Source organism: Shewanella sp. TB7-MNA-CIBAN-0143 (assembly GCF_040310065.1).
In the GTDB taxonomy this organism is placed as follows: domain Bacteria; phylum Pseudomonadota; class Gammaproteobacteria; order Enterobacterales; family Shewanellaceae; genus Shewanella.
On sequence record NZ_JBEOPL010000011.1, the window covers coordinates 18988 to 38677 of the forward strand.

At 41.9% G+C, this 19690-nt stretch carries 17 protein-coding genes; 14 read left to right on the top strand and 3 right to left on the bottom strand.

What is annotated here, in order from left to right; all coding sequences use genetic code 11:
- The first annotated feature begins 116 nt into the window (after positions 1–116).
- A complete protein-coding gene (locus AAEY97_RS10505) occupies positions 117–2030 on the top strand; it encodes an HD domain-containing phosphohydrolase (protein ID WP_350998710.1) in 1914 nt (637 codons plus the stop codon).
- Between the two features lie 125 nt (positions 2031–2155).
- Here the strand turns inward: AAEY97_RS10505 and dapD are convergent, their stop codons facing one another.
- From dapD to map, 3 genes are read right to left on the bottom strand one after another with little or no spacing between them, the layout of a single operon-like run.
- Positions 2156–2980 (bottom strand): 2,3,4,5-tetrahydropyridine-2,6-dicarboxylate N-succinyltransferase, encoded by an 825-nt coding sequence (gene dapD, locus AAEY97_RS10510; RefSeq protein WP_101086629.1) that lies wholly within the window; start codon positions 2978–2980, stop codon positions 2156–2158.
- A 49-nt stretch (positions 2981–3029) separates the two neighbouring features.
- Positions 3030–5603, bottom strand: coding sequence for a bifunctional uridylyltransferase/uridylyl-removing protein GlnD (glnD, locus tag AAEY97_RS10515; RefSeq protein WP_350979079.1), 2574 nt, complete (start codon positions 5601–5603; stop codon positions 3030–3032).
- 24 nt (positions 5604–5627) lie between these two features.
- Positions 5628–6425 (bottom strand): type I methionyl aminopeptidase, encoded by a 798-nt coding sequence (gene map / locus AAEY97_RS10520; RefSeq protein ID WP_101086631.1) that lies wholly within the window; start codon positions 6423–6425, stop codon positions 5628–5630.
- A 352-nt stretch (positions 6426–6777) separates the two neighbouring features.
- Between map and rpsB the strand changes: the two genes are divergently transcribed.
- The 13 genes from rpsB (at position 6778) to lpxA (ending at position 19689) form a co-directional block, all read left to right on the top strand.
- Positions 6778–7506, top strand: coding sequence for a 30S ribosomal protein S2 (rpsB, locus tag AAEY97_RS10525; protein WP_011636744.1), 729 nt, complete (start codon positions 6778–6780; stop codon positions 7504–7506).
- A gap of 117 nt (positions 7507–7623) precedes the next feature.
- Positions 7624–8475: a translation elongation factor Ts gene (gene tsf / locus AAEY97_RS10530; protein ID WP_162023508.1), complete on the top strand. Its 852-nt coding sequence runs from the start codon at positions 7624–7626 to the stop codon at positions 8473–8475.
- A gap of 68 nt (positions 8476–8543) precedes the next feature.
- Complete coding sequence (pyrH, locus tag AAEY97_RS10535; protein ID WP_011636746.1) at positions 8544–9281, top strand: UMP kinase; 738 nt, start codon at positions 8544–8546, stop codon at positions 9279–9281.
- Between the two features lie 134 nt (positions 9282–9415).
- Positions 9416–9958 carry a ribosome recycling factor gene (gene frr / locus AAEY97_RS10540; RefSeq protein WP_101087203.1) on the top strand — a complete coding sequence of 181 codons (543 nt, stop codon included), beginning with the start codon at positions 9416–9418 and terminating at the stop codon, positions 9956–9958.
- An 81-nt stretch (positions 9959–10039) separates the two neighbouring features.
- Entirely contained in the window at positions 10040–10864 is an 825-nt protein-coding gene (uppS, locus tag AAEY97_RS10545) for a polyprenyl diphosphate synthase (protein ID WP_011636748.1), read from the top strand.
- Positions 10865–10883: 19 nt separating this feature from the next.
- The gene (locus tag AAEY97_RS10550; protein ID WP_101086633.1) at positions 10884–11741 is read left to right on the top strand and encodes a phosphatidate cytidylyltransferase; all 858 of its coding nucleotides are present in this window, start codon (positions 10884–10886) and stop codon (positions 11739–11741) included.
- Positions 11742–11746: 5 nt separating this feature from the next.
- Positions 11747–12937 carry a 1-deoxy-D-xylulose-5-phosphate reductoisomerase gene (gene ispC / locus AAEY97_RS10555; protein WP_350998843.1) on the top strand — a complete coding sequence of 397 codons (1191 nt, stop codon included), beginning with the start codon at positions 11747–11749 and terminating at the stop codon, positions 12935–12937.
- Positions 12938–12949: 12 nt separating this feature from the next.
- The gene (rseP, locus tag AAEY97_RS10560) at positions 12950–14320 is read left to right on the top strand and encodes a sigma E protease regulator RseP (RefSeq protein ID WP_350998715.1); all 1371 of its coding nucleotides are present in this window, start codon (positions 12950–12952) and stop codon (positions 14318–14320) included.
- Between the two features lie 31 nt (positions 14321–14351).
- A complete protein-coding gene (gene bamA / locus AAEY97_RS10565) occupies positions 14352–16835 on the top strand; it encodes an outer membrane protein assembly factor BamA (protein WP_101086635.1) in 2484 nt (827 codons plus the stop codon).
- Between the two features lie 65 nt (positions 16836–16900).
- A complete protein-coding gene (locus tag AAEY97_RS10570) occupies positions 16901–17398 on the top strand; it encodes an OmpH/Skp family outer membrane protein (RefSeq protein WP_011636753.1) in 498 nt (165 codons plus the stop codon).
- A 5-nt stretch (positions 17399–17403) separates the two neighbouring features.
- On the top strand, positions 17404–18429 hold the full coding sequence (lpxD, locus tag AAEY97_RS10575; protein WP_162023506.1) for a UDP-3-O-(3-hydroxymyristoyl)glucosamine N-acyltransferase: 1026 nt from the start codon (positions 17404–17406) through the stop codon (positions 18427–18429).
- Between the two features lie 31 nt (positions 18430–18460).
- Positions 18461–18922 (top strand): 3-hydroxyacyl-ACP dehydratase FabZ, encoded by a 462-nt coding sequence (fabZ, locus tag AAEY97_RS10580; RefSeq protein WP_011636755.1) that lies wholly within the window; start codon positions 18461–18463, stop codon positions 18920–18922.
- Positions 18919–19689: an acyl-ACP--UDP-N-acetylglucosamine O-acyltransferase gene (lpxA, locus tag AAEY97_RS10585; RefSeq protein WP_101086637.1), complete on the top strand. Its 771-nt coding sequence runs from the start codon at positions 18919–18921 to the stop codon at positions 19687–19689. Before fabZ ends, lpxA begins: the two co-directional genes overlap by 4 nt.
- The last annotated feature ends 1 nt before the right edge of the window (position 19690 follow it).

Here is a 19690-nt window from a genome sequence, read left to right on the forward strand (position 1 = left end):
TAAAGATGAGTGGTTCCTGTAAGTTACTGTATCAACTTATCTATTAGAAATTTGCTATGCTGTATTCCATTGGAATTGATATTTTTAGTCTGTATAAGTAAGAAACGGGAAACTGGATGTTACAAAAAGCTAATTTTTTCTTAAAACCTTCAGAATTACCTAAAACAGTTGGGCTATGTTGGGGCATTCTTAATGATAGGCTTGAATTAATTAAGCTAAGTGAACCGCTATACAAATTAGTCAATAAACCCATCTCGGCTATTCTAAAACAACCATTATCGAATGCTTTTTCAATGCTTACTCATGAGCAAATAGATATTACCAATCATCTTTCTTCACAACTGATCAATTTTGTTGATGATAAAGGGCATGCATTACAAGCGACTGTCACCCCGATAGAAGAAAGCAGTGAGCATTGGTGTATTACCTTCATAGAAATCGAACTCGATAAAGCTTGGTTATCTGATTTACATCCTGATTATCATCAAGCGATCCAGTCTAGTGATGATTGGCTAAATCAAATCGAAGAAGTGATTAATGCCAGCGGTGATATGGTGTTTGCTACGTCATTAAAACAGGCACTTTCACTGACTCAATCTAATGTGGGTTATCTGCATATGTTTGATGAGAAAAACAATCAAATAGTGCGAACCACATGGAGTGAAAACGTCAGTGAATACTTTACGATTACCAAACAACAAACCTATAAAGCAGATTCTGGTATTTGGGCTGAAACCATCCAAACCCGTAAATCGATGGTGCATAATGAATTAGCCAGTATTTCTGAGAATCGTTCGCAACAACAAGGTTTTTTTGCCTTTAGTAATCATCTTTGTGTGCCGATTCATTATCGCAAAAAACTCGTTGGCATTATCGGCGTTGGCAATCGAGATAAACCTTATACCCAAGTAGATGCCAAATCGTTAAGTATTTTTGCGACTATTTTGTGGCACAGCGTCGAATTACCTCGAACCATGAAAGCGGTATCGAGACAATCTAGCATTATTAAAATGCAAAAAGAAAAGATGACCCTCATTTTGGTGCAGTTGATTGGTGCCATTTCAGAAGCGCTAGAATTAAAAGATGCTTATACCGCGGGGCATCAAAAGTCGGTTGCGCAGTTAAGCTATCTTATTGGCGAGAAAATGGGCTTAACACCTGAAGTATTGGAAGGATTAAAACTGGGATCATTGATCCACGATATCGGTAAGTTGGCCATTCCAAGCCAGATTCTATCTAAACCCTCACGGTTAAGTGATGCTGAGTTTGGCTTGGTTAAACAACACCCTGAGCAAGGCGCTTTAATTGTTGATGAAGTGGAGTTTCCTTGGCCTATTAAGCAAATGATCCTTCAACATCATGAACGCTTAGATGGTTCAGGTTATCCAAAAGGGTTGAAAGCGGATGACATTATACTTGAAGCCAAGATCATTGCTGTAGCCGACGTTGCTGATTCGATTCTTAGCCATCGACCTTATCGGCCATCGCTCGGAATGGAGGTGTTAACCCAAGAGTTATTAAAAGGCAGAGGCATAATATTCGATGAGGTCGTTGTTGATACCTGTATTGATATTTTGGCTGTCGAAGACTTTAAACAAGAAGAATATGTTAGCACTTTGTCATTAGCCCCAGTTGTTTTTTTAGAGGAGTATCATACTCTTGAACATGCTGAGTCTATGATGAAAAAAGCTAAAATGGATGTGGCCGTGGTACTGTCAGAAAAAAATCGTAGCCCAATCGGCGTGGTTGATAATAACGTTTTAGCATTTTGGCACAGCCCATTTTTAAATACAGCAGCAGAACGTGCAGCGGATAGAAGCTTACTGAATAAACGTGTACATCAAGTGATGGAACATAAAATAAATATGATTAACGATCGTACCATTTTGAACGATGCTCAACGGACGATGGAAAAAAGTAATGTTAATTATTTGATTGTTCAAAATGACAAGCAGTTGGTGATTGGAATGTTAACCTGGCGAATATTAGCCAATGCATTATTGGTGAATGCACAAGCCAGATCTAATTAGTTATACTATTGATTTGATGAGTTAATGTTATTTTTTGGAACTTATATTTTTTATTTAATGGATGATTTAACAGTAACAAAAAAGGCTCCTAGGAGCCTTTTGTAGATTATCGTTGGATAATAAAATTAATCAACGATACGTAATAGTTCATTGATACCCACTTTACCGCGGGTTTTAGCATCAACTTTTTTGACAATAATCGCTGCATACAAGCTGTATGTGCCACAAGCCGATGGTAGGTTACCTGATACGACAACCGATCCAGCAGGAACACGACCGTAATGTACTTCACCAGTTTCACGATCAAAAATTCGCGTGCTTTGGCCAATGTAAACGCCCATTGAAATGACGCTGCCTTCTTCAACCACAACACCTTCAACGATTTCGCTGCGAGCACCAATAAAACAGTTGTCTTCAATAATGGTTGGACCTGCTTGTAATGGCTCTAAAACACCGCCAATACCAACACCGCCAGATAAGTGTACGTTTTTACCAATCTGCGCACACGAACCAACAGTAGCCCATGTATCAACCATAGTACCTTCATCAACATAGGCACCAAGGTTAACGTAAGATGGCATCAATACGGTATTTTTACCGATAAATGAGCCTTTGCGAACCGTTGCGGGTGGCACAACACGAATACCTTCTGCTTTAAAACGAGCTTCGTCATAATCGGCAAATTTTTGTGGGACTTTGTCGAAATACTTGGTGTCGCCACCTTCAATCACGCCGTTATCAAAAATGCGAAAAGACAGTAGTACCGCCTTTTTAAGCCATTGGTGAACATGCCATTCACCGTCAATTTTTTCAGCAACGCGCACTTGGCCTTTATCGAGCATATTGATCACGGTTTCAACATCAGCGCGAACACTCGGTTCTACGGTTGCAGGTGAGATGTCTTGACGTGTTTCGAATGCTGCTTCAATGCGTTGGCGTAAAGCCTCCATTGTTTTCTCCCGGTATTAAATGATTAGTTGCACAAATTTATGGTTTAAATTAGTTAGATGATTTTAGCGCCAGTGTTAGCGCATCAGCTAATTGTTGCTGTTGTGGCTCATCTAGGGCCGTTCCACTTTGGTTTTTTAATATGAAAAAGTCTTCTGCACGTTCACCAATAGTGGTAATTTTAGCTGCTAATAATGTCACATTACAACGGTAGAAGGTATCACCGACTTTGGCTAATAAGCCTGGGGTGTCGAGAGTGATTAATTCCATCATACTTGTACCATGGCGAGCACTGGGTAAGAAACTCACATGAGTCGCAACATTAAAAGGTTTCATGATCCGGGCTAGTTTTCTAAACTTCGGCAGTTTTGGATTTTCACTTGCCAAGGCTTTTTCAAGTGCTTTGCGGATACTTTGAATGCGTGATAATTGGATAATAGGCTCGCCATCTTGTTCTAAAATCACAAAGGTGTCGAGTGCATAGTTATCTTTTGATGTCATGATGTTAGCGTCATGCACATTGATATTTTTGTTATCTAAAACGGTCATAACGGTGGCGAACAGTTTTGGTTTATCTTTGCTATAGACAAACAGCTCCGTACCACCACGTGTTGTATGCTTAGACATTAATACTAATGGTTCGTCGTGATGATGTTTTAGAATGGCCTCAGCATGCCAGGCCACTTGGGTTGGCTGATGACGTAAAAAATAGTCAGATTTGAACCGAGACCAGAGTTCATCCATGTCTTTTTCTTTCAGGCCACGACGAATAAGTTCTTTTTTAGCTTTGGCTTGGACCTCTTTAACCCGCGCTTTAGCATCAATAGGTTTTTCTTTACCCCGAGCTAATACTCGTTGAGTTGAAAAATACAAATCACGTAATAACGAGCCTTTCCAGTTATTCCATGTTTTTTCATTGGTGGCACAAATATCTGCGACAGTGAGGCAATACAAATAACTTAAGTGTGCAGCATCGCGTACTTTTTCAGCAAATAGTGCAATCACTTCCGGGTCTGAAATATCTCTGCGCTGAGCGGTGATTGACATCACTAAGTGATTTTCAACTAACCAAGCCACTAAGCGACCGTCATGATCATTCATGCCATGCAATTTACAAAAGTCGATAGCGTCTTTTGAACCTAATTTGCTGTGATCGCCGCCACGGCCTTTAGCGATATCATGAAAAATGGCCCCGAGAACTAACAACCCTTTTTTCGGTAACTGATTAATTAAGATGGCACCCAGTGGAAATTCATCTTTTTGTTCAGCTTGTGAAAAACGATCAATATTGAGCAGTAATCTATGGGTGTGTTCGTCAACGGTATAAGCATGAAATAAATCAAACTGCATTTGGCCTTCAATCTTGCGCCAAGCCGGTAAGTAAGACGACAAAATACCGTGCTGGTGCATTAATGAAAATGCGGTAATACCTCGTGGATGTTTTAAGATCTCCATAAACACTTTACGACATGCGGGGTTTTCTTGTAAGGGTGATGTTAATGCTCTACGAGCATTGCGCAGTAATCGTAACGTTGGCGCGTAAATTTCTTGAATGTTTGAGTTTTTAGCCACCAGTAAAAATAAGCGTAATATTTCTTCGTTTTGGCGGCTAAATAAATCGTCATCTAATACTTCAATGTAACGTCCACGCCGTTGATAAACATCGCTTATCGGCTGAATTTCTAGTGCTTGAGTGTGACCTAATGTCGCGCGCTTAAACAATTGCAACAGCATTTGATTAAGCTCCATCACTCGGCGTACCGTGCGATAATAGCGCTTCATCATTTGTTCGACGGCTAATTGGGTAGCATCCTCGTAACCTAATAAACTGGCAACTTGTCTCTGTAAATCAAACAACAAGCGGTTTTCGTTGCGATTAGCGGTGGTGTGAAGTGCAAAACGGATTTCCCACAGAAAATTTTGGCATTCAATTAATTCTGCTAATTCGGCTGGCGCTAGAAAATCGTGCTCGACTAAATCTTCTAATTTAGCAGCATCAAAGTGGCGCATTGCAACCCAAGCGATGGTTTGAATATCACGCAATCCGCCGGGACAGGTTTTGATGTTAGGTTCTAAATCAAAAGCACTGGCTTTACTATGACGAGTCGTTTGTTCATCTTTCTTGGCATTATAAAAGTCATAAGAGGGCCAAAAGTCTTGTTGACGAATAGCATCGTATAACACGTCAAATAGATATTCATTACCAGTGAGCAATCTGGCTTCAATCAGATTTGTGGCAATGGTGATGTCTGATTTACCTTGTTCAATGGTTTGCGCAACTGTGCGTACACTGTGGCCTATTTCAAGCCCAGTATCCCAAAGGTAGGTAATGAGTTGCCCTAACTGAATTTCAGTTTCGGGCGATAATTGTTCATCGTTAACCAAAAAAAGTAAGTCAATGTCTGAATAGGGATGCAGTTCACCACGACCGTAGCCGCCAACGGCAACTAGGGCAAGCTGGCTATTATGTAAGCCAAAATCCCGCCAAGTTTGTGTTAGTAAAGCATCAACAAATTGACTACGGTGTTTAACAATATCAGCAATAGGGTGTTTTGCAGTGTACTGCTCAACTAAGCGCTGGTTTAAGTCAATTAATGCGTTTTTGGTGGCCAGCGCAGTATTCATTGATGTCCTTACTAATTTGAGTCTTTAGTGGTTAATGATACGGGGAAAGTCTTCTTCTTCACGCAAAGTTAACACTTCTACACCGGTTTGGGTCACTAAAAGTGTATGTTCCCATTGTGCTGAGTTTTTACTATCAGAAGTTGTCACTGTCCAATTATCACTTTTATCCAACACAGTAGTATGACGACCTGCATTGATCATTGGTTCAATCGTAAAGCACATACCGGGTCTTAACACGGTTTTATCATTATTTTTATAATGAACAACTTGTGGTTCTTCGTGGAAGCCAGTGCCAATACCATGACCACAATAATCTTGTACGATGGAGTACTTATCAAGCCCTGTTTTACTTGTTTTGATGAATTTTTCGATGGTTGTGCCAATTTCGCCTAATTTTAAACCAGGACGCACTTTACGAATGGCTAAATACAAGCTTTCTTGGGCAATGCGGCTTAAACGTTTGTCTTTTGCTGATACTTCGCCAATTAAAAACATTTTCGAGGTATCACCATGATAACCGTCTTTGATGACCGTAATATCAAGGTTAATCATATCGCCTTCTTTTAACACGTACTCTGAAGGAATACCGTGGCACACGACTTCATTTACCGACGTACAAATAGACTTCGGAAATCCGTGATAATTTAACGGGGCTGAAATAGCACCTTGCTCTTCGGTGTATTTAGCACAGATTTCATCTAATTCATTTGTGGTCACTCCAGCCTTAATGTGTGGAGCTACCATTTCTAATACTTGCGCCGCTAATTTACCCGCTGCACGCATTTTTTCTATCTCGTCTGCATTTTTGATCACAATACTCATGAAAAACTCTCTATCTTTTTGACGGTCAAAATAGGCTTGTTTTATCCAAGGATTTTACGGCAAAAATTTGTATTTACATGCCGTTTATGGTATAAAGCGCGCCGTTATGTGTAAGATCGTTGTTGTACGGTTCGAGTTAATACAATGTCAATCGCTGCTTTTTTTAGCAAGGTATACATTGTGTTCGGCAAATCGTAAAATATGGTGGTCATTATACATGGCAATTAACTTAAATACTAAATCACACACGTATCGACACATTTTTCGGGGTGCTTTCTCATTCTTAACGGAAGTTAGAAAGTCGAAACATGGGATGCGTGGAGGTCTAACCCCTTACATTAAGGTAAATACAATGACTACTGTTTCAATGCGCGACATGCTACAAGCTGGTGTTCACTTCGGTCACCAAACTCGTTACTGGAACCCTAAGATGAAGCCTTTCATCTTCGGCGCTCGTAATGGTGTACACATCATCAACCTTGAGCATACAGTACCAATGTTCAACGAAGCTTTAGCTTTCATTAGCAACATCGCTTCTAAGAAAGGTAAAGTATTATTCGTAGGTACTAAGCGCGCTGCTGGCGAAGCTATCAAAGCATCTGCACTTTCTTGTGATCAGTATTATGTTGATCATCGTTGGTTAGGCGGCATGTTAACTAACTGGAAAACTGTTCGTCAGTCAATCAAGCGTCTTAAAGAGCTAGAAAGCCAGTCTGTAGACGGTACTTTCGACAAGTTAACTAAGAAAGAAGCGTTAATGCGTTCACGCGAATTAGACAAGTTAGAAAAGTCTTTAGGCGGAATCAAGAACATGGGCGGTTTACCTGACGTATTATTCGTTATCGGTGCTGACCATGAGCATATCGCTATTAAAGAAGCAAACAACCTAGGTATTCCAGTTGTTGCAGTTGTTGATACCAACTCTGCACCAGACGGTGTTAACTACATCGTTCCTGGTAACGACGACGCGATGCGTGCTATCCGTTTGTACACTTCTTCTGTTGCTGCAGCTGCTAACGCTGGCCGTGGTCAAGATTTAGCTGTTCAAGCTGAGCAAGACGGTTTCGTAGAAGCTGTTTAATAAGGCGTGATGATTATCATCCCCCTTATTTGCCAATAAGATAATTGGTGAACAGGGGCCTTTTGGCCCCTGTTTTATAAATGCAATATTAGACGAATTAAATTAGAGGATTTAACAATGGCAATTACTGCTGCCCAAGTTAAAGAACTTCGTGACCGCACTGGCGCTGGCATGATGGACTGTAAGAATGCACTGACTGAAACTGACGGTGACATCGAACTAGCGATTGATAACATGCGTAAAAGCGGCGCCGCGAAGGCTGCTAAAAAAGCAGGTAACATCGCTGCTGACGGTACAATTCTAATCAAGAATGGCGAAGGTTTCGCTGCACTTTTAGAAGTTAACTGTCAAACTGATTTCGTTGCAAAAGACTCAAACTTCCTAGCATTTGCTAACGCAGTGCTTGATGTTGCTGCTGCATCTAAAGTGTCTATCGAAGACTTAAAAGCACAGTTTGAAGAAACTCGTGTTGCGCTTGTAACTAAAATCGGTGAAAACATCAACGTTCGTCGCGTTGAGTATATCGATGGTGCAAACCTTGCGTCTTACCGTCACGGTGATCGTATTGGTGTTGTGGTTGCGGGTGAAGCTGATGAAGAAACACTAAAGCATATCGCAATGCACGTAGCTGCTTCTAAGCCAGATTTCGTAAACCCTGAAGATGTGCCTGCTGAACTTGTAGAAAGAGAGCAAACGCTTCAAATCGAAATCGCGATGAATGAAGGCAAGCCTGCTGAAATCGCTGAGAAGATGGTTGTTGGTCGTATGAAGAAGTTCACTGGTGAGATCTCTCTTACTGGTCAAGCTTTCATCATGGAACCAAAGAAAACTGTTGGCGAAGTGCTTAAATCGAAAGGCGCTACAGTAACCAGCTTTATTCGTTTAGAAGTTGGTGAAGGTATCGAGAAGAAAGCAGAAGATTTCGCTGCTGAAGTAGCTGCGCAAATCGCTGCTACTAAAAAAGCGTAATCGCTTTAATCTAAATACCCTAAGACCGCAGCAACCGCTGCGGTTTTGTTATGATCAGGATGAAAATTATGAGCACCAATCCAAAACCAGCGTTTAGACGTATTCTGCTTAAATTAAGCGGTGAAGCATTAATGGGTGAAGAAGGCTTCGGCATTGACCCTAAAGTACTTGATCGTATGGCACAAGAAGTGAAAGAGCTTGTTGAACTTGGTATTCAAGTTGGCGTGGTTATTGGTGGTGGTAATCTATTTCGTGGTGAAGGCTTAGCAAAAGCTGGTATGAACCGCGTGGTGGGCGATCACATGGGTATGTTAGCAACCGTAATGAATGGCTTAGCCATGCGTGATGCCTTGCACCGTGCATATGTTAATGCCCGCCTTATGTCTGCTATCCCACTTAAAGGTGTGTGCGATGATTACACTTGGACAGAAGCAATTAGCCTATTAAAGTCTGGTCGTGTGGTTATTTTTGCTGCGGGTACGGGCAATCCTTTTTGTACAACAGACTCAGCAGCATGTTTACGTGGTATTGAGATTGAAGCTGAAGTGGTACTAAAAGGCACTAAAGTAGATGGTGTATACTCAGCAGACCCAATGAAAAACCCTGAAGCGGTTAAATATGACACGCTTAGTTTTGCCGAAGTCCTTGAATCAGAATTAAAAGTAATGGATCTCGCTGCATTTACTATGGCACGTGATCATAATATGCCGATTCTTGTATTCAATATGAACAAGCCAGGTGCACTTCGCCGCGTTATTATGGGTGAGAAAGAAGGTACGATTATTAGCAGTAAACAACCTGCTTAATCACAGACACAGAAAATATTTATATTATATAATTTAACTGTTTGAGCGGTTTTATTGCATGTGTCATTCTTAGGCTAATGCTCAAACACACATGAATTTGTGACAAAAAGGAAATTATTGTGATTGATACTATTATGTTAGATGCGCAAGAGCGCATGGGTAAATGCGTAGATGCAACTAAAAACCAAATGGCGAAAGTTCGTACTGGTCGTGCACACCCAAGTTTATTAGATTCTATTCAAGTGTCTTGCTACGGTTCTATGTCACCGCTTAATCAAGTGGCTAATGTCGGAGTTGAAGACTCTCGTACACTAACAGTGAACGTATTTGATAGATCGATAGTTCAAGCGGTAGAAAAGGCGATTATGAGTTCAGATTTAGGCTTAAACCCTATGTCTGCAGGTGCAACTTTGCGTATTCCGTTGCCTTCGTTAACTGAAGAACGTCGTAAAGACTTTATCAAAGTGGTACGTAACGAAGCGGAAAATGGTCGTATTGCCATTCGTAACGTTCGTCGCGACGCAATCAGTGAAGTCAAGAAGCTTGAAAAAGCAAAAGCATGTACTGAAGATGATGTTCGCCGTAGTGAAGATGAAGTGCAGAAGCACACTGATTCATCAATCAAAAACATTGATCAAATACTAGCAGCGAAAGAAAAAGAGTTGATGGAAGTATAATCTGTCAATTTAGACGCTAGAGTTAACACGCCGTGTAAGGGTATACTACACGGCGTTTGTTTTTATAAAGGATTGTCGTAGATGTCGTCTACAGTTGAGTTTGAATCAGACCCTAAAGCCGATTCGGAGCAAATGACTTCGCAATTGTTGCCGGGACAATTATCTGATGTAGTAAAACAATCTCTGCCCAAACATGTTGCGATTATTATGGATGGTAATGGCCGTTGGGCACAACTGCAGGGTAAAGCCCGGGTTTTCGGTCATAAAGCCGGTGTTAAAGCTGTGCGCCGAGCGGTAAGTACTGCAAGTCAACTTGGTATTGAATCATTAACCCTATTTGCATTTTCGAGCGAAAATTGGCGCCGACCAGATAAAGAAGTCAGTTTGTTGATGGAATTGTTTTTTACGGTGTTACAACGTGAATTGAAACTGCTCGATAAAAACCAAGTTAAGCTCAATATTATTGGTGATACCAGCCGATTTTCTAATCGTTTACAGAAACAAATTGCCGGTGCTCAAGAGAAAACAGCAAGCAATACTGGTCTGATATTAAATGTGGCGGCGAACTATGGCGGACGTTGGGATATCTTACAGGCTGCACAAAAATTAGCCGAAAAAGTAGAAAGTGGCGAAATCACCAGCAGTCAGATGACCGAAGAAGCATTAAATGAACATTTGTGCATGCAAAACCAGAGCGAAGTTGATTTAATGATCCGTACTGGCGGTGACTACCGCATTAGTAATTTTGTTTTATGGCAGGCCGCTTATGCCGAGTTGGTGTTTACTGACACCCTATGGCCTGACTTTGATGAGCTAGCATTCCGTGATGCTATTGCCATTTTTGCCAGTCGGCAGCGCCGTTTTGGTTTGACGGGTAGTCAAATTGAAGAGATACGCGCAATATAAATATTAAGAGGATTAGTTTTTGCTAAAACAACGAATAATAACAGCATTGTGGTTAATCCCAATTGTACTCGGGGCAATATTTTTACTTCCAGCAAACTGGTTTGCTTGGGTGTTAGTGCCAGTGTTTTTAATTGCAGCAAAAGAGTGGGGCAGTTTCATTGACCCAAGCTGTAATGTCACCCAGTGGTCTTTTACTGCTACCCTGGGGCTGTTAATGATAGCGCTTAACTTATCAGTACCCTTAGATGTGTTGTGGTTTAAAGGCCAATTACACCCTATTTATTTGGCCATCATCACTATTGGTGTATTTTGGTGGATAGTCAGTAGCGCATTGGTGTTCAGTTTTCCTAAAAGTGCCAAAATATGGAAAGACAGCCCTATGCTGAAATCCATGTTTGGTCAGTTAACACTCATCCCGTGTTTTGCTTCTTTAATCGCTCTCAAATCGTTAAGCAGTAACGTTCATCCCTATTATGGTGGTGCATTAGTGTTTATCGTTATGTTAGTGGTTTGGGCGACTGACACCGGTGCTTATTTTGCTGGACGTAAGTTAGGCAAGCATAAATTGATGCCGAGTGTGAGTCCTGCTAAAACGCTTGAGGGTTTAGCCGGTGGTTTAATTACTACTATGGTCGTAGTTGCGGGCATTATGTATGTTGCGCCAGAACAAGAGTTAGGCTTACTCATTGTGGTGACACTCGTTACTGCTCTGGCCTCTGCTTTTGGTGACTTGTCTGAAAGTATGTTCAAACGTGCTGCAAATATTAAAGACTCTGGCACCATTTTACCTGGTCATGGTGGTATTTTAGACCGTATCGACAGTCTAACGGCTGCATTGCCAGTGTTTACCTTTATCTACATAGCCATGTGGATGTGATGCCAATGCAAAATATGGTGATTTTAGGGGCTACAGGCTCAATTGGCGCTAGCACCTTAAGTGTGATGGTAAATAACCCTGCCGATTTTCATGTCTATGGATTAGTGGCCAATGCCAGTGTTCAAAAAATGCTGGCCTTGTGTATCACTCATCAGCCTGAGTATGCTCATATGGTGGATGAGAGCGCCGCCATGGAGCTTAAATCGTTATTGCCTAGTGGATGTATCACTCAAGTGACTACAGGTGCTGAGGCGTTAAATGCGTTAGTGACCGACAGTCGCACTGATACCGTTATGGCGGCTATTGTTGGTGCAGCGGGTTTAGTACCGACATTTGATGCTGTTAAAGCAGGTAAGCGGGTGTTGCTAGCCAACAAAGAAGCTCTGGTTATGTCGGGTGAGTTATTTATGCATACGGCTAGAGCATCAGGTGCGACAGTGCTACCTGTCGACAGCGAGCACAATGCCATATTTCAATGTTTACCAACCAATGTCCAAGCGCAGCTCGGTTATTGTGACTTAAGTGCCAATGGCATATCACATATTTTATTAACCGGTTCAGGTGGACCGTTTTTAAACACTGATTTAGCCACTCTGAGTGCGATGACACCTGTTCAAGCTTGCAATCACCCTAATTGGTCCATGGGGCCTAAAATCTCTGTCGATTCAGCCACCATGATGAATAAAGGCTTAGAGTTTATCGAAGCTCGCTGGTTGTTTAATACGCAAGCTGAACAGCTCAAAGTAGTGATACATCCTCAAAGCGTGATTCACTCAATGGTGCAATACCGCGATGGTTCTGTTATTGCACAAATGGGCAACCCCGATATGCGTACGCCGATTGCTCATTGTATGAGCTATCCGCAAAGAATTGGCGCTGGCGTTGAACCTTTAGATTTTTTCAAAGTCGGACAGTTAAGCTTTTGTGAACCTGACTTTGACCGTTTTCCATGTTTACGCTTAGCGATGCAAGCCTGTGAGCAAGGTCAGGAAGCGACCACAGTGTTGAATGCGGCCAATGAAATTGCTGTCGATTCATTTTTAAAAGGTCACATTCGTTTTACTGATATTGCTAACGTTAATTATCGCTGTTTAGACTCGGTGCAACAAACACGTTTAGACAGTATTGAAGATATAATACAGCTTGATGAGCAAGCACGTGCCACGGCAGTGTCCGTTATCAGCACACTAAATTAATTCAGGGAAATAATGATAGATTTTTTTTGGAGCTTAGGTTCTTTTATCGTCGCGTTGGGTATTTTAATTACCGCTCATGAGTATGGCCACTTTTGGGTTGCCCGTCGTTGTGGTGTTAAAGTCGAGCGTTTCTCTATCGGATTTGGCAAAGCGATTTGGCGTAAAGTGGGTAAAGATGGCACTGAATATGTCGTCGCTATGATCCCACTAGGTGGCTATGTCAAAATGCTTGATGAGCGCGTTGAAGATGTGCCGGAGCATTTACTTGGCCAGGCCTTTAACCGTAAAACGGTATGGCAACGTATTGCGATTGTATCAGCCGGCCCGATAGCTAACTTTATTTTTGCAATTGTAGCGTTATATGTCATGTACCTTATTGGTACTCCGTCGATTAAGCCGGTAATAGACAGTACTAAGTTAAATAGCCCTGCCAGTGTTATTCAGTTGGTTGAACCACAACAAATTATAGCGGTATCAGGACAGCCAGTACGTACTTGGGAAGAAGTTAATTTAGCCTTAGTGGGTCATATTGGTGATGACAGTATTGAGTTATCCCTAGCACCATTACCAGCGTTGTCGGGCATGGATATGCCCGTTCGCACCGTCAAACTCGATACGCGAAATTGGGTTTTCGATCCAGAAAAAGAGTCGCCGATTACCGCACTCGGTTTAGGTATATTTCGCCCAGGGATAGATCCAACGATTGCGGCAGTGAGTAAAGACAGTGCGGCAGAGCAAGCGGGCATTAAGATTGGCGATAAACTCGTCAACATCAATGGCACTCAATACAGCGATTGGAATGCGTTTGTTGATGTGGTACAAAGCTCTGCTAACAAAAATATTAATATGACATTGATACGTCAAGGCGAACAAATCAATGTTGATGTTGTGCCAAAAGCACAACAAAATTCTGATGGTAAAACTATCGGAATTGTCGGAATTAGCCCAACCCAAGCACAGTGGCCTGATAATATGCGCTTTGAGCTTGAGTATGGCATAGTAGATTCTGTTATCGCTGCAGCTGATAAAACATGGCAACTCGTTGTCGTCAGCTTTAAGATGATTGGAAAATTATTTACCGGCGATGTGTCGGTGAAAAACCTTAGTGGTCCTATTTCGATTGCACAAGGCGCAGGCGCCAGTGCAAGTTACGGTCTAGTGTACTTTCTAGGGTTTATCGCGCTCATCAGCGTTAACTTAGGTATTATTAATTTAATGCCTCTGCCAGTGCTCGATGGGGGACACTTGCTGTATTACTTTATAGAAGTGATTACTGGTAAGCCTGTACCCGAAAAGGTACAGGAAATAGGATTCAGGTTTGGCGCAGCTTTGCTGCTAATGTTGATGGGCGTAGCCTTATTCAACGATTTTGCCCGACTCTGAGCAAGGACAGACTAATAATTAGAAGTGCTCTATGAGATTTAATAAAATTTTTGCCTCGATGTTATTCGTCGGCGCGTCTTTTTCAGGGAATGGTTGGGCAGAGTCTTTCCAACCTTTTGAAGTGACCGACATCCAAGTAGAAGGTTTGCAACGAGTTGCTCTCGGTGCAGCACTATTGAGTTTACCTGTGAAAGTAGGTGACACGGTAGATGAAGTTAAATTACAGCAAGCGATTAAGAGCCTTTACGGTTCAACCAATTTTGAAAACATCAGTGTCAGTCATGAAGACGGTATACTCTATGTAACGGTTAAAGAACGTCCAACTATCAGTATTATCTCGTTTGACGGTAATAAAGATATCAAAGACGAGCAGTTACAAGAAAGCCTTGACGGTTCTGGTGTTAAAGCTGGCGAATCACTTGATAGAACAATGTTGTCTGGTATTGAAAAAGGCCTGCAAGATTTCTATTACGGTGTGGGTAAATACGGTGCCAAAGTTGAAGCGCAAATCATCAACTTGCCGCGTAACCGTGTTGAGCTTAAATTTAAGTTTACCGAAGGTTTAGCGGCTGAAATCCGTCAAATCAACGTAGTAGGTAATACTGTGTTCTCAGACTCTGAGCTCATCAGTATGCTTGAGCTTAAAGACTATGTGGCATGGTGGGATTTATTTGGTGAACGTCGCTACCAAAAGCAAAAGCTACAAGCTGACTTAGAAACCATTAAAACTTATTACCATAATCAAGGCTATATTCGCTTTGAAGTGACTTCAACGCAAGTGGCGATGACACCAGACCGTAAAGGTTTGTACATCACTATTAACGTGAATGAAGGTGAAAAGTACAAGGTGAAAGAAGTTAACTTAATTGGTGACCTAATGGGTCGCGAAGAGTTAATGAGATCTATTTTGCCAATTAAAGCGGGTAACATGTACAACGGTGCCGATGTGACATTCACCGAAGAAATGTACAGCAAATACCTTGGCCGCTTTGGTTATGCTTATCCTGAAGTTAAAACCTATCCTGAAATTGATGATGAAACCAAAGAAGTGGTACTCAATATCAATGTTAAGCCGGGTAAGCGCGTGTATGTTCGCTCAATTAACTTCACTGGTAACACAGTTACCAAAGATGAGGTAATGCGCCGCGAATTACGCCAAATGGAAGGTGCATGGTTAAATTCTGCTCAAATTGAACAGTCTAAACTACGTCTTAACCGTTTAGGTTATTTCGAAACTGTTGATGCAGAAACCATTCAAGTACCGGGCAGTGACGATTTAGTTGATGTCGCAGTGACTGTGAAAGAGCAACCGTCAGGTTCGTTCAACGCAGGTGTCGGTTATGGTACTGAATCAGGTGTGAGTTTGCAGTTTGGCGTTGAGCAAAATAACTTCCTTGGTACTGGTAACCAAGCTGGTTTTAGCGTCAACACTAACAAATATTCTAAAAGTGCCAACTTGTCTTATACCGACCCATACTTTACTAAGGATGGTGTCAGTTTAGGTGGTAGCGTTTACTGGAACGAGTTTGATGCCAACGAGGCTAACCTTGAGCGCTATAAGAATAAATCTTATGGTGTAGCGTTAAACTCTGGATTCCCGATTAACGAATCTAACCGTTTGAACGGTGGTATTGGTTATCGTCATAATACTATTTCAGAAATCTCTGCTTATGAACAAGCGTTGCGTTTCTATAATGTGTATCGTGAAACTGATGATCCTAATTCAGACTTAAGTTTTGATAACTTTGAATTGAATGCCGGTTGGTACCGCAGCACACTTAACCGTGGTACGTTCCCGACAGATGGTTCGTCGCAACGTTTAAGCGGTAAAATGACCGTGCCAGGTTCTGACTTACAGTACTTTAAAACGGATTTCGATACCAACTTCTACTTCCCTCTGACACCTCAGCATGGGTTTGTATTATTGGCTCGCGCCCGTTTAGGTTATTCAAACGGTTATGGTCAGTTCAACGACAACGATCAAATCTTACCGTTCTGGGAAAACTATTATTCTGGTGGTAGTAGTTCGTTACGTGGCTTTAAGTCTAACTCAGTAGGCCCACGTTCGTTCTATTTATACCGTGGTAGTGAGCAATGTGCGCCTGATGTTTCTGGTGATGGTTGTAGTTTGCCTGGTGACCCAAATACCATTCAGGTGAGTTCTGGCCGTTCAATTGGTGGTAACGCCATTGCAACAGCAAGCTTTGAAATGATTGTTCCGACACCATTCCTTGATGAAGCTTACACTAACTCAGTGCGAACCAGTTTCTTCGTTGATGCGGGTAACGTATGGGATACTGAGTTTGATTATGACTCATATCGGACTTTACCAGCGGATCAGTTCTCTAAGTTAGAAGACTATAGCGATCCAGAACGCTTACGTGCCTCATGGGGTATGAGCGTGCAGTGGTTATCGCCAATGGGGCCTATGGTATTCAGTTTAGCTTGGCCACTGAAAGAATATGAAGATGATGAGACAGAGATTTTCTCATTCAATATTGGCAAAACGTTCTAAAACAAATACACTCGGCAGGTTTTGCTGATAACAACAAGTTTAACAAGGAGTCTACTTTGAAAAAGATGGTAAATCGCGCATTAATTACATTGGCATTGTTTGCTACCCCTATGCTAGCCCAAGCGGAAAAACTCGCTGTGGTTGATATGGGTGAAGTGTTCGAGCAGTTGCCACAGCGCGAACAAATTTCTAAATCATTAAAAGCTGAGTTTGGTGACCGTGTTGCTGAAGTCCAAAAAATGCAAGAAGAAATGCGTTCTTTGGTTGAGAAACAACAACGTGACGGCGCCTTAATGAGCGATTCACAAAAGACTGAATTAGTACGTAAAATGGAATCATTAAAGTCTGAATTCCAGTTGAAAGGCAAAGCATTAGATGAAGACATGCGTCGTCGTCAAGGTGAAGAGCAAAACAAACTATTAGTTCAAGTTCAAAAAGCGATTAATACCATTGCTGGTAAAGAAAAATACGACATGGTGCTACAACGTGGCGCAGTTATTTTTGTTAAGCCAGAAGCTGACATCAGCAGCAAAGTGGTAGAAGCCTTAAGCAAAGGCAAATAATAAGTATGCAAAAAGTGACTTTAAAAGAGCTTAGCCAACTATTAGGGGCAACGATTAAAGGCGACGCCACGCTGGAAATAACCAGTGTCGCTACCCTTGAAAGTGCAACTAAAGGCCAACTCTCTTTTTTAGCCAATAGTAAGTACCGTGCTCAGCTTGAGGCAACTCAAGCTAGTGCGGTATTGCTGAGCGAAAAAGAAGCAAGTGGTTATCATGGTAACGCCCTGATTGTTAGCGATCCTTACGTAGGGTTTGCTCGAGTAGCGCAATTACTTGATACCACCCCAAAAGAAACGCCTGGTATTCATCCTTCGGCTCAAATAGATGCATCAGCCATTTTAGGTGACGGTGTGGCTATTGGTGCAAATGCAGTGATAGGTGCCAATGTTATTTTGGGTGAAAATGTTCAGATTGGTCCAGGTTGTGTGGTGGGTGAAACCAGTATTATTGGTTCAAATACGCGTCTTTGGGCGAACGTGAGCGTTTATCATAATGTCCATATTGGCCATCATTGCATCGTCCACTCAGGGACTGTTATTGGCTCTGATGGCTTTGGTTATGCCAATGAGCGCGGTAACTGGATTAAAATTCCACAAACCGGCGGCGTTCGGATTGGCAATCATGTCGAAATTGGCGCATGTACTTCCATTGACCGTGGTGCGTTGTCGCATACCGAGATCCACGATGGCGTGATTATCGACAACCAAGTTCAAATTGCTCATAATGTCATTATCGGCCAAAATACTGCAATGGCTGGCGGCTCTATTATTGCTGGCAGTTCTACCATTGGTAAATATTGTATCCTCGGTGGCGGTAGTGCTGTTGCTGGACACCTGAGTGTCGCTGATGGTGTACACATATCAGGCGGAACAAACGTGACCAGCATTATCCGTGAAAAAGGTGTGTATTCGTCTGCTACCATCGCAATGGAAAATAAATTATGGCGTCGAAACACTGTTCGTTTCCGTCAATTAGATGAATTATTTAGCCGAGTGAAAACCCTCGAGAAAAGTGCTAAGGGCACAGAATAATTGTAATTCTGCCTTATTTAAGGAATGTAGTGTGTCAAACCAATTAAACACCATGGATATTAAAGAGATACTTAAATATCTGCCTCATAGATATCCATTTTTGTTGATCGATCGTGTATTGGACTTTACTGTAGGTGAGCACTTACATGCGATTAAAAATGTCACCATAAATGAGCCTTTTTTTCAGGGACATTTTCCTATACAGCCTGTGATGCCTGGCGTGCTCATTTTAGAAGCCATGGCACAAGCAACGGGTTTACTTGCATTTAAAACCATGAGTACAGAGCCGTCTCCAGAGGTACTGTATTATTTTGCTGGTATTGATAAAGCGCGTTTCAAACGTGTTGTTGAGCCAGGCGACCAAATACATTTTCACGTTAAAATGATTAAAGAGCGTCGCGGTATTGGTGTATTTGTTGGTGAAGCCTTGGTTGATGGTGAACTGGTTTGTTCTGCTGAAATCATGTGTGCACGTAGAGAGATTAAGAAGTGATAGATAAATTAGCGTTTGTTCACCCAACAGCCAAAATTGGTAATAACGTCACTATTGGTCCTTGGACCTACATTGGTGAAAACGTTGAAATCGGCGACGACACATGGATAAGTTCTCATGTTGTGGTTAAAGGTCCAACGGTTATCGGTAAAGGTAATCGTATTTTTCAATTCTCTTCAGTTGGTGAAGAGTGTCAAGATAAAAAGTACGCAGGCGAACAAACTCGCTTAATTATCGGCGACAATAACATCATTCGTGAGTCGGTTACCATTCACCGTGGTACGACCCAAGATAAAGGTGAAACTCGCATCGGTTCTAACTGTCTGTTTATGGCGTATGTTCATATTGCCCACGACTGTTTTGTCGGTGATAACGTTATTATGGCCAATAATGCTTCAATTGCGGGTCATGTACATGTTGGCGATTGGGTTATTTTGGGCGGCATGACTGGTGTGCATCAGTTTGTACATATTGGCGCGCATGCCTTTACCGCGGGTGCTTCACTTATTTTGCAAGATGTTCCTCCATTTGTGATGGCTGCTGGTTCTCCTGCAGTACCGCGTGGATTAAACTTAGAAGGCTTAAAACGCCGTGGTTTTACCAAAGAAAACCAACGAGCAATCTTGAGTGCGTACAAAGCGGTTTTCCGTAAGAGTTTAACCATTGAAGAAGCTAACGCTGAATTAATCGAGGCCGCTGAAAAAGACATCAATGTGAAAGCATTTATGGAATTTATCAACCACTCTGCTCGTGGCATTATTCGATAGA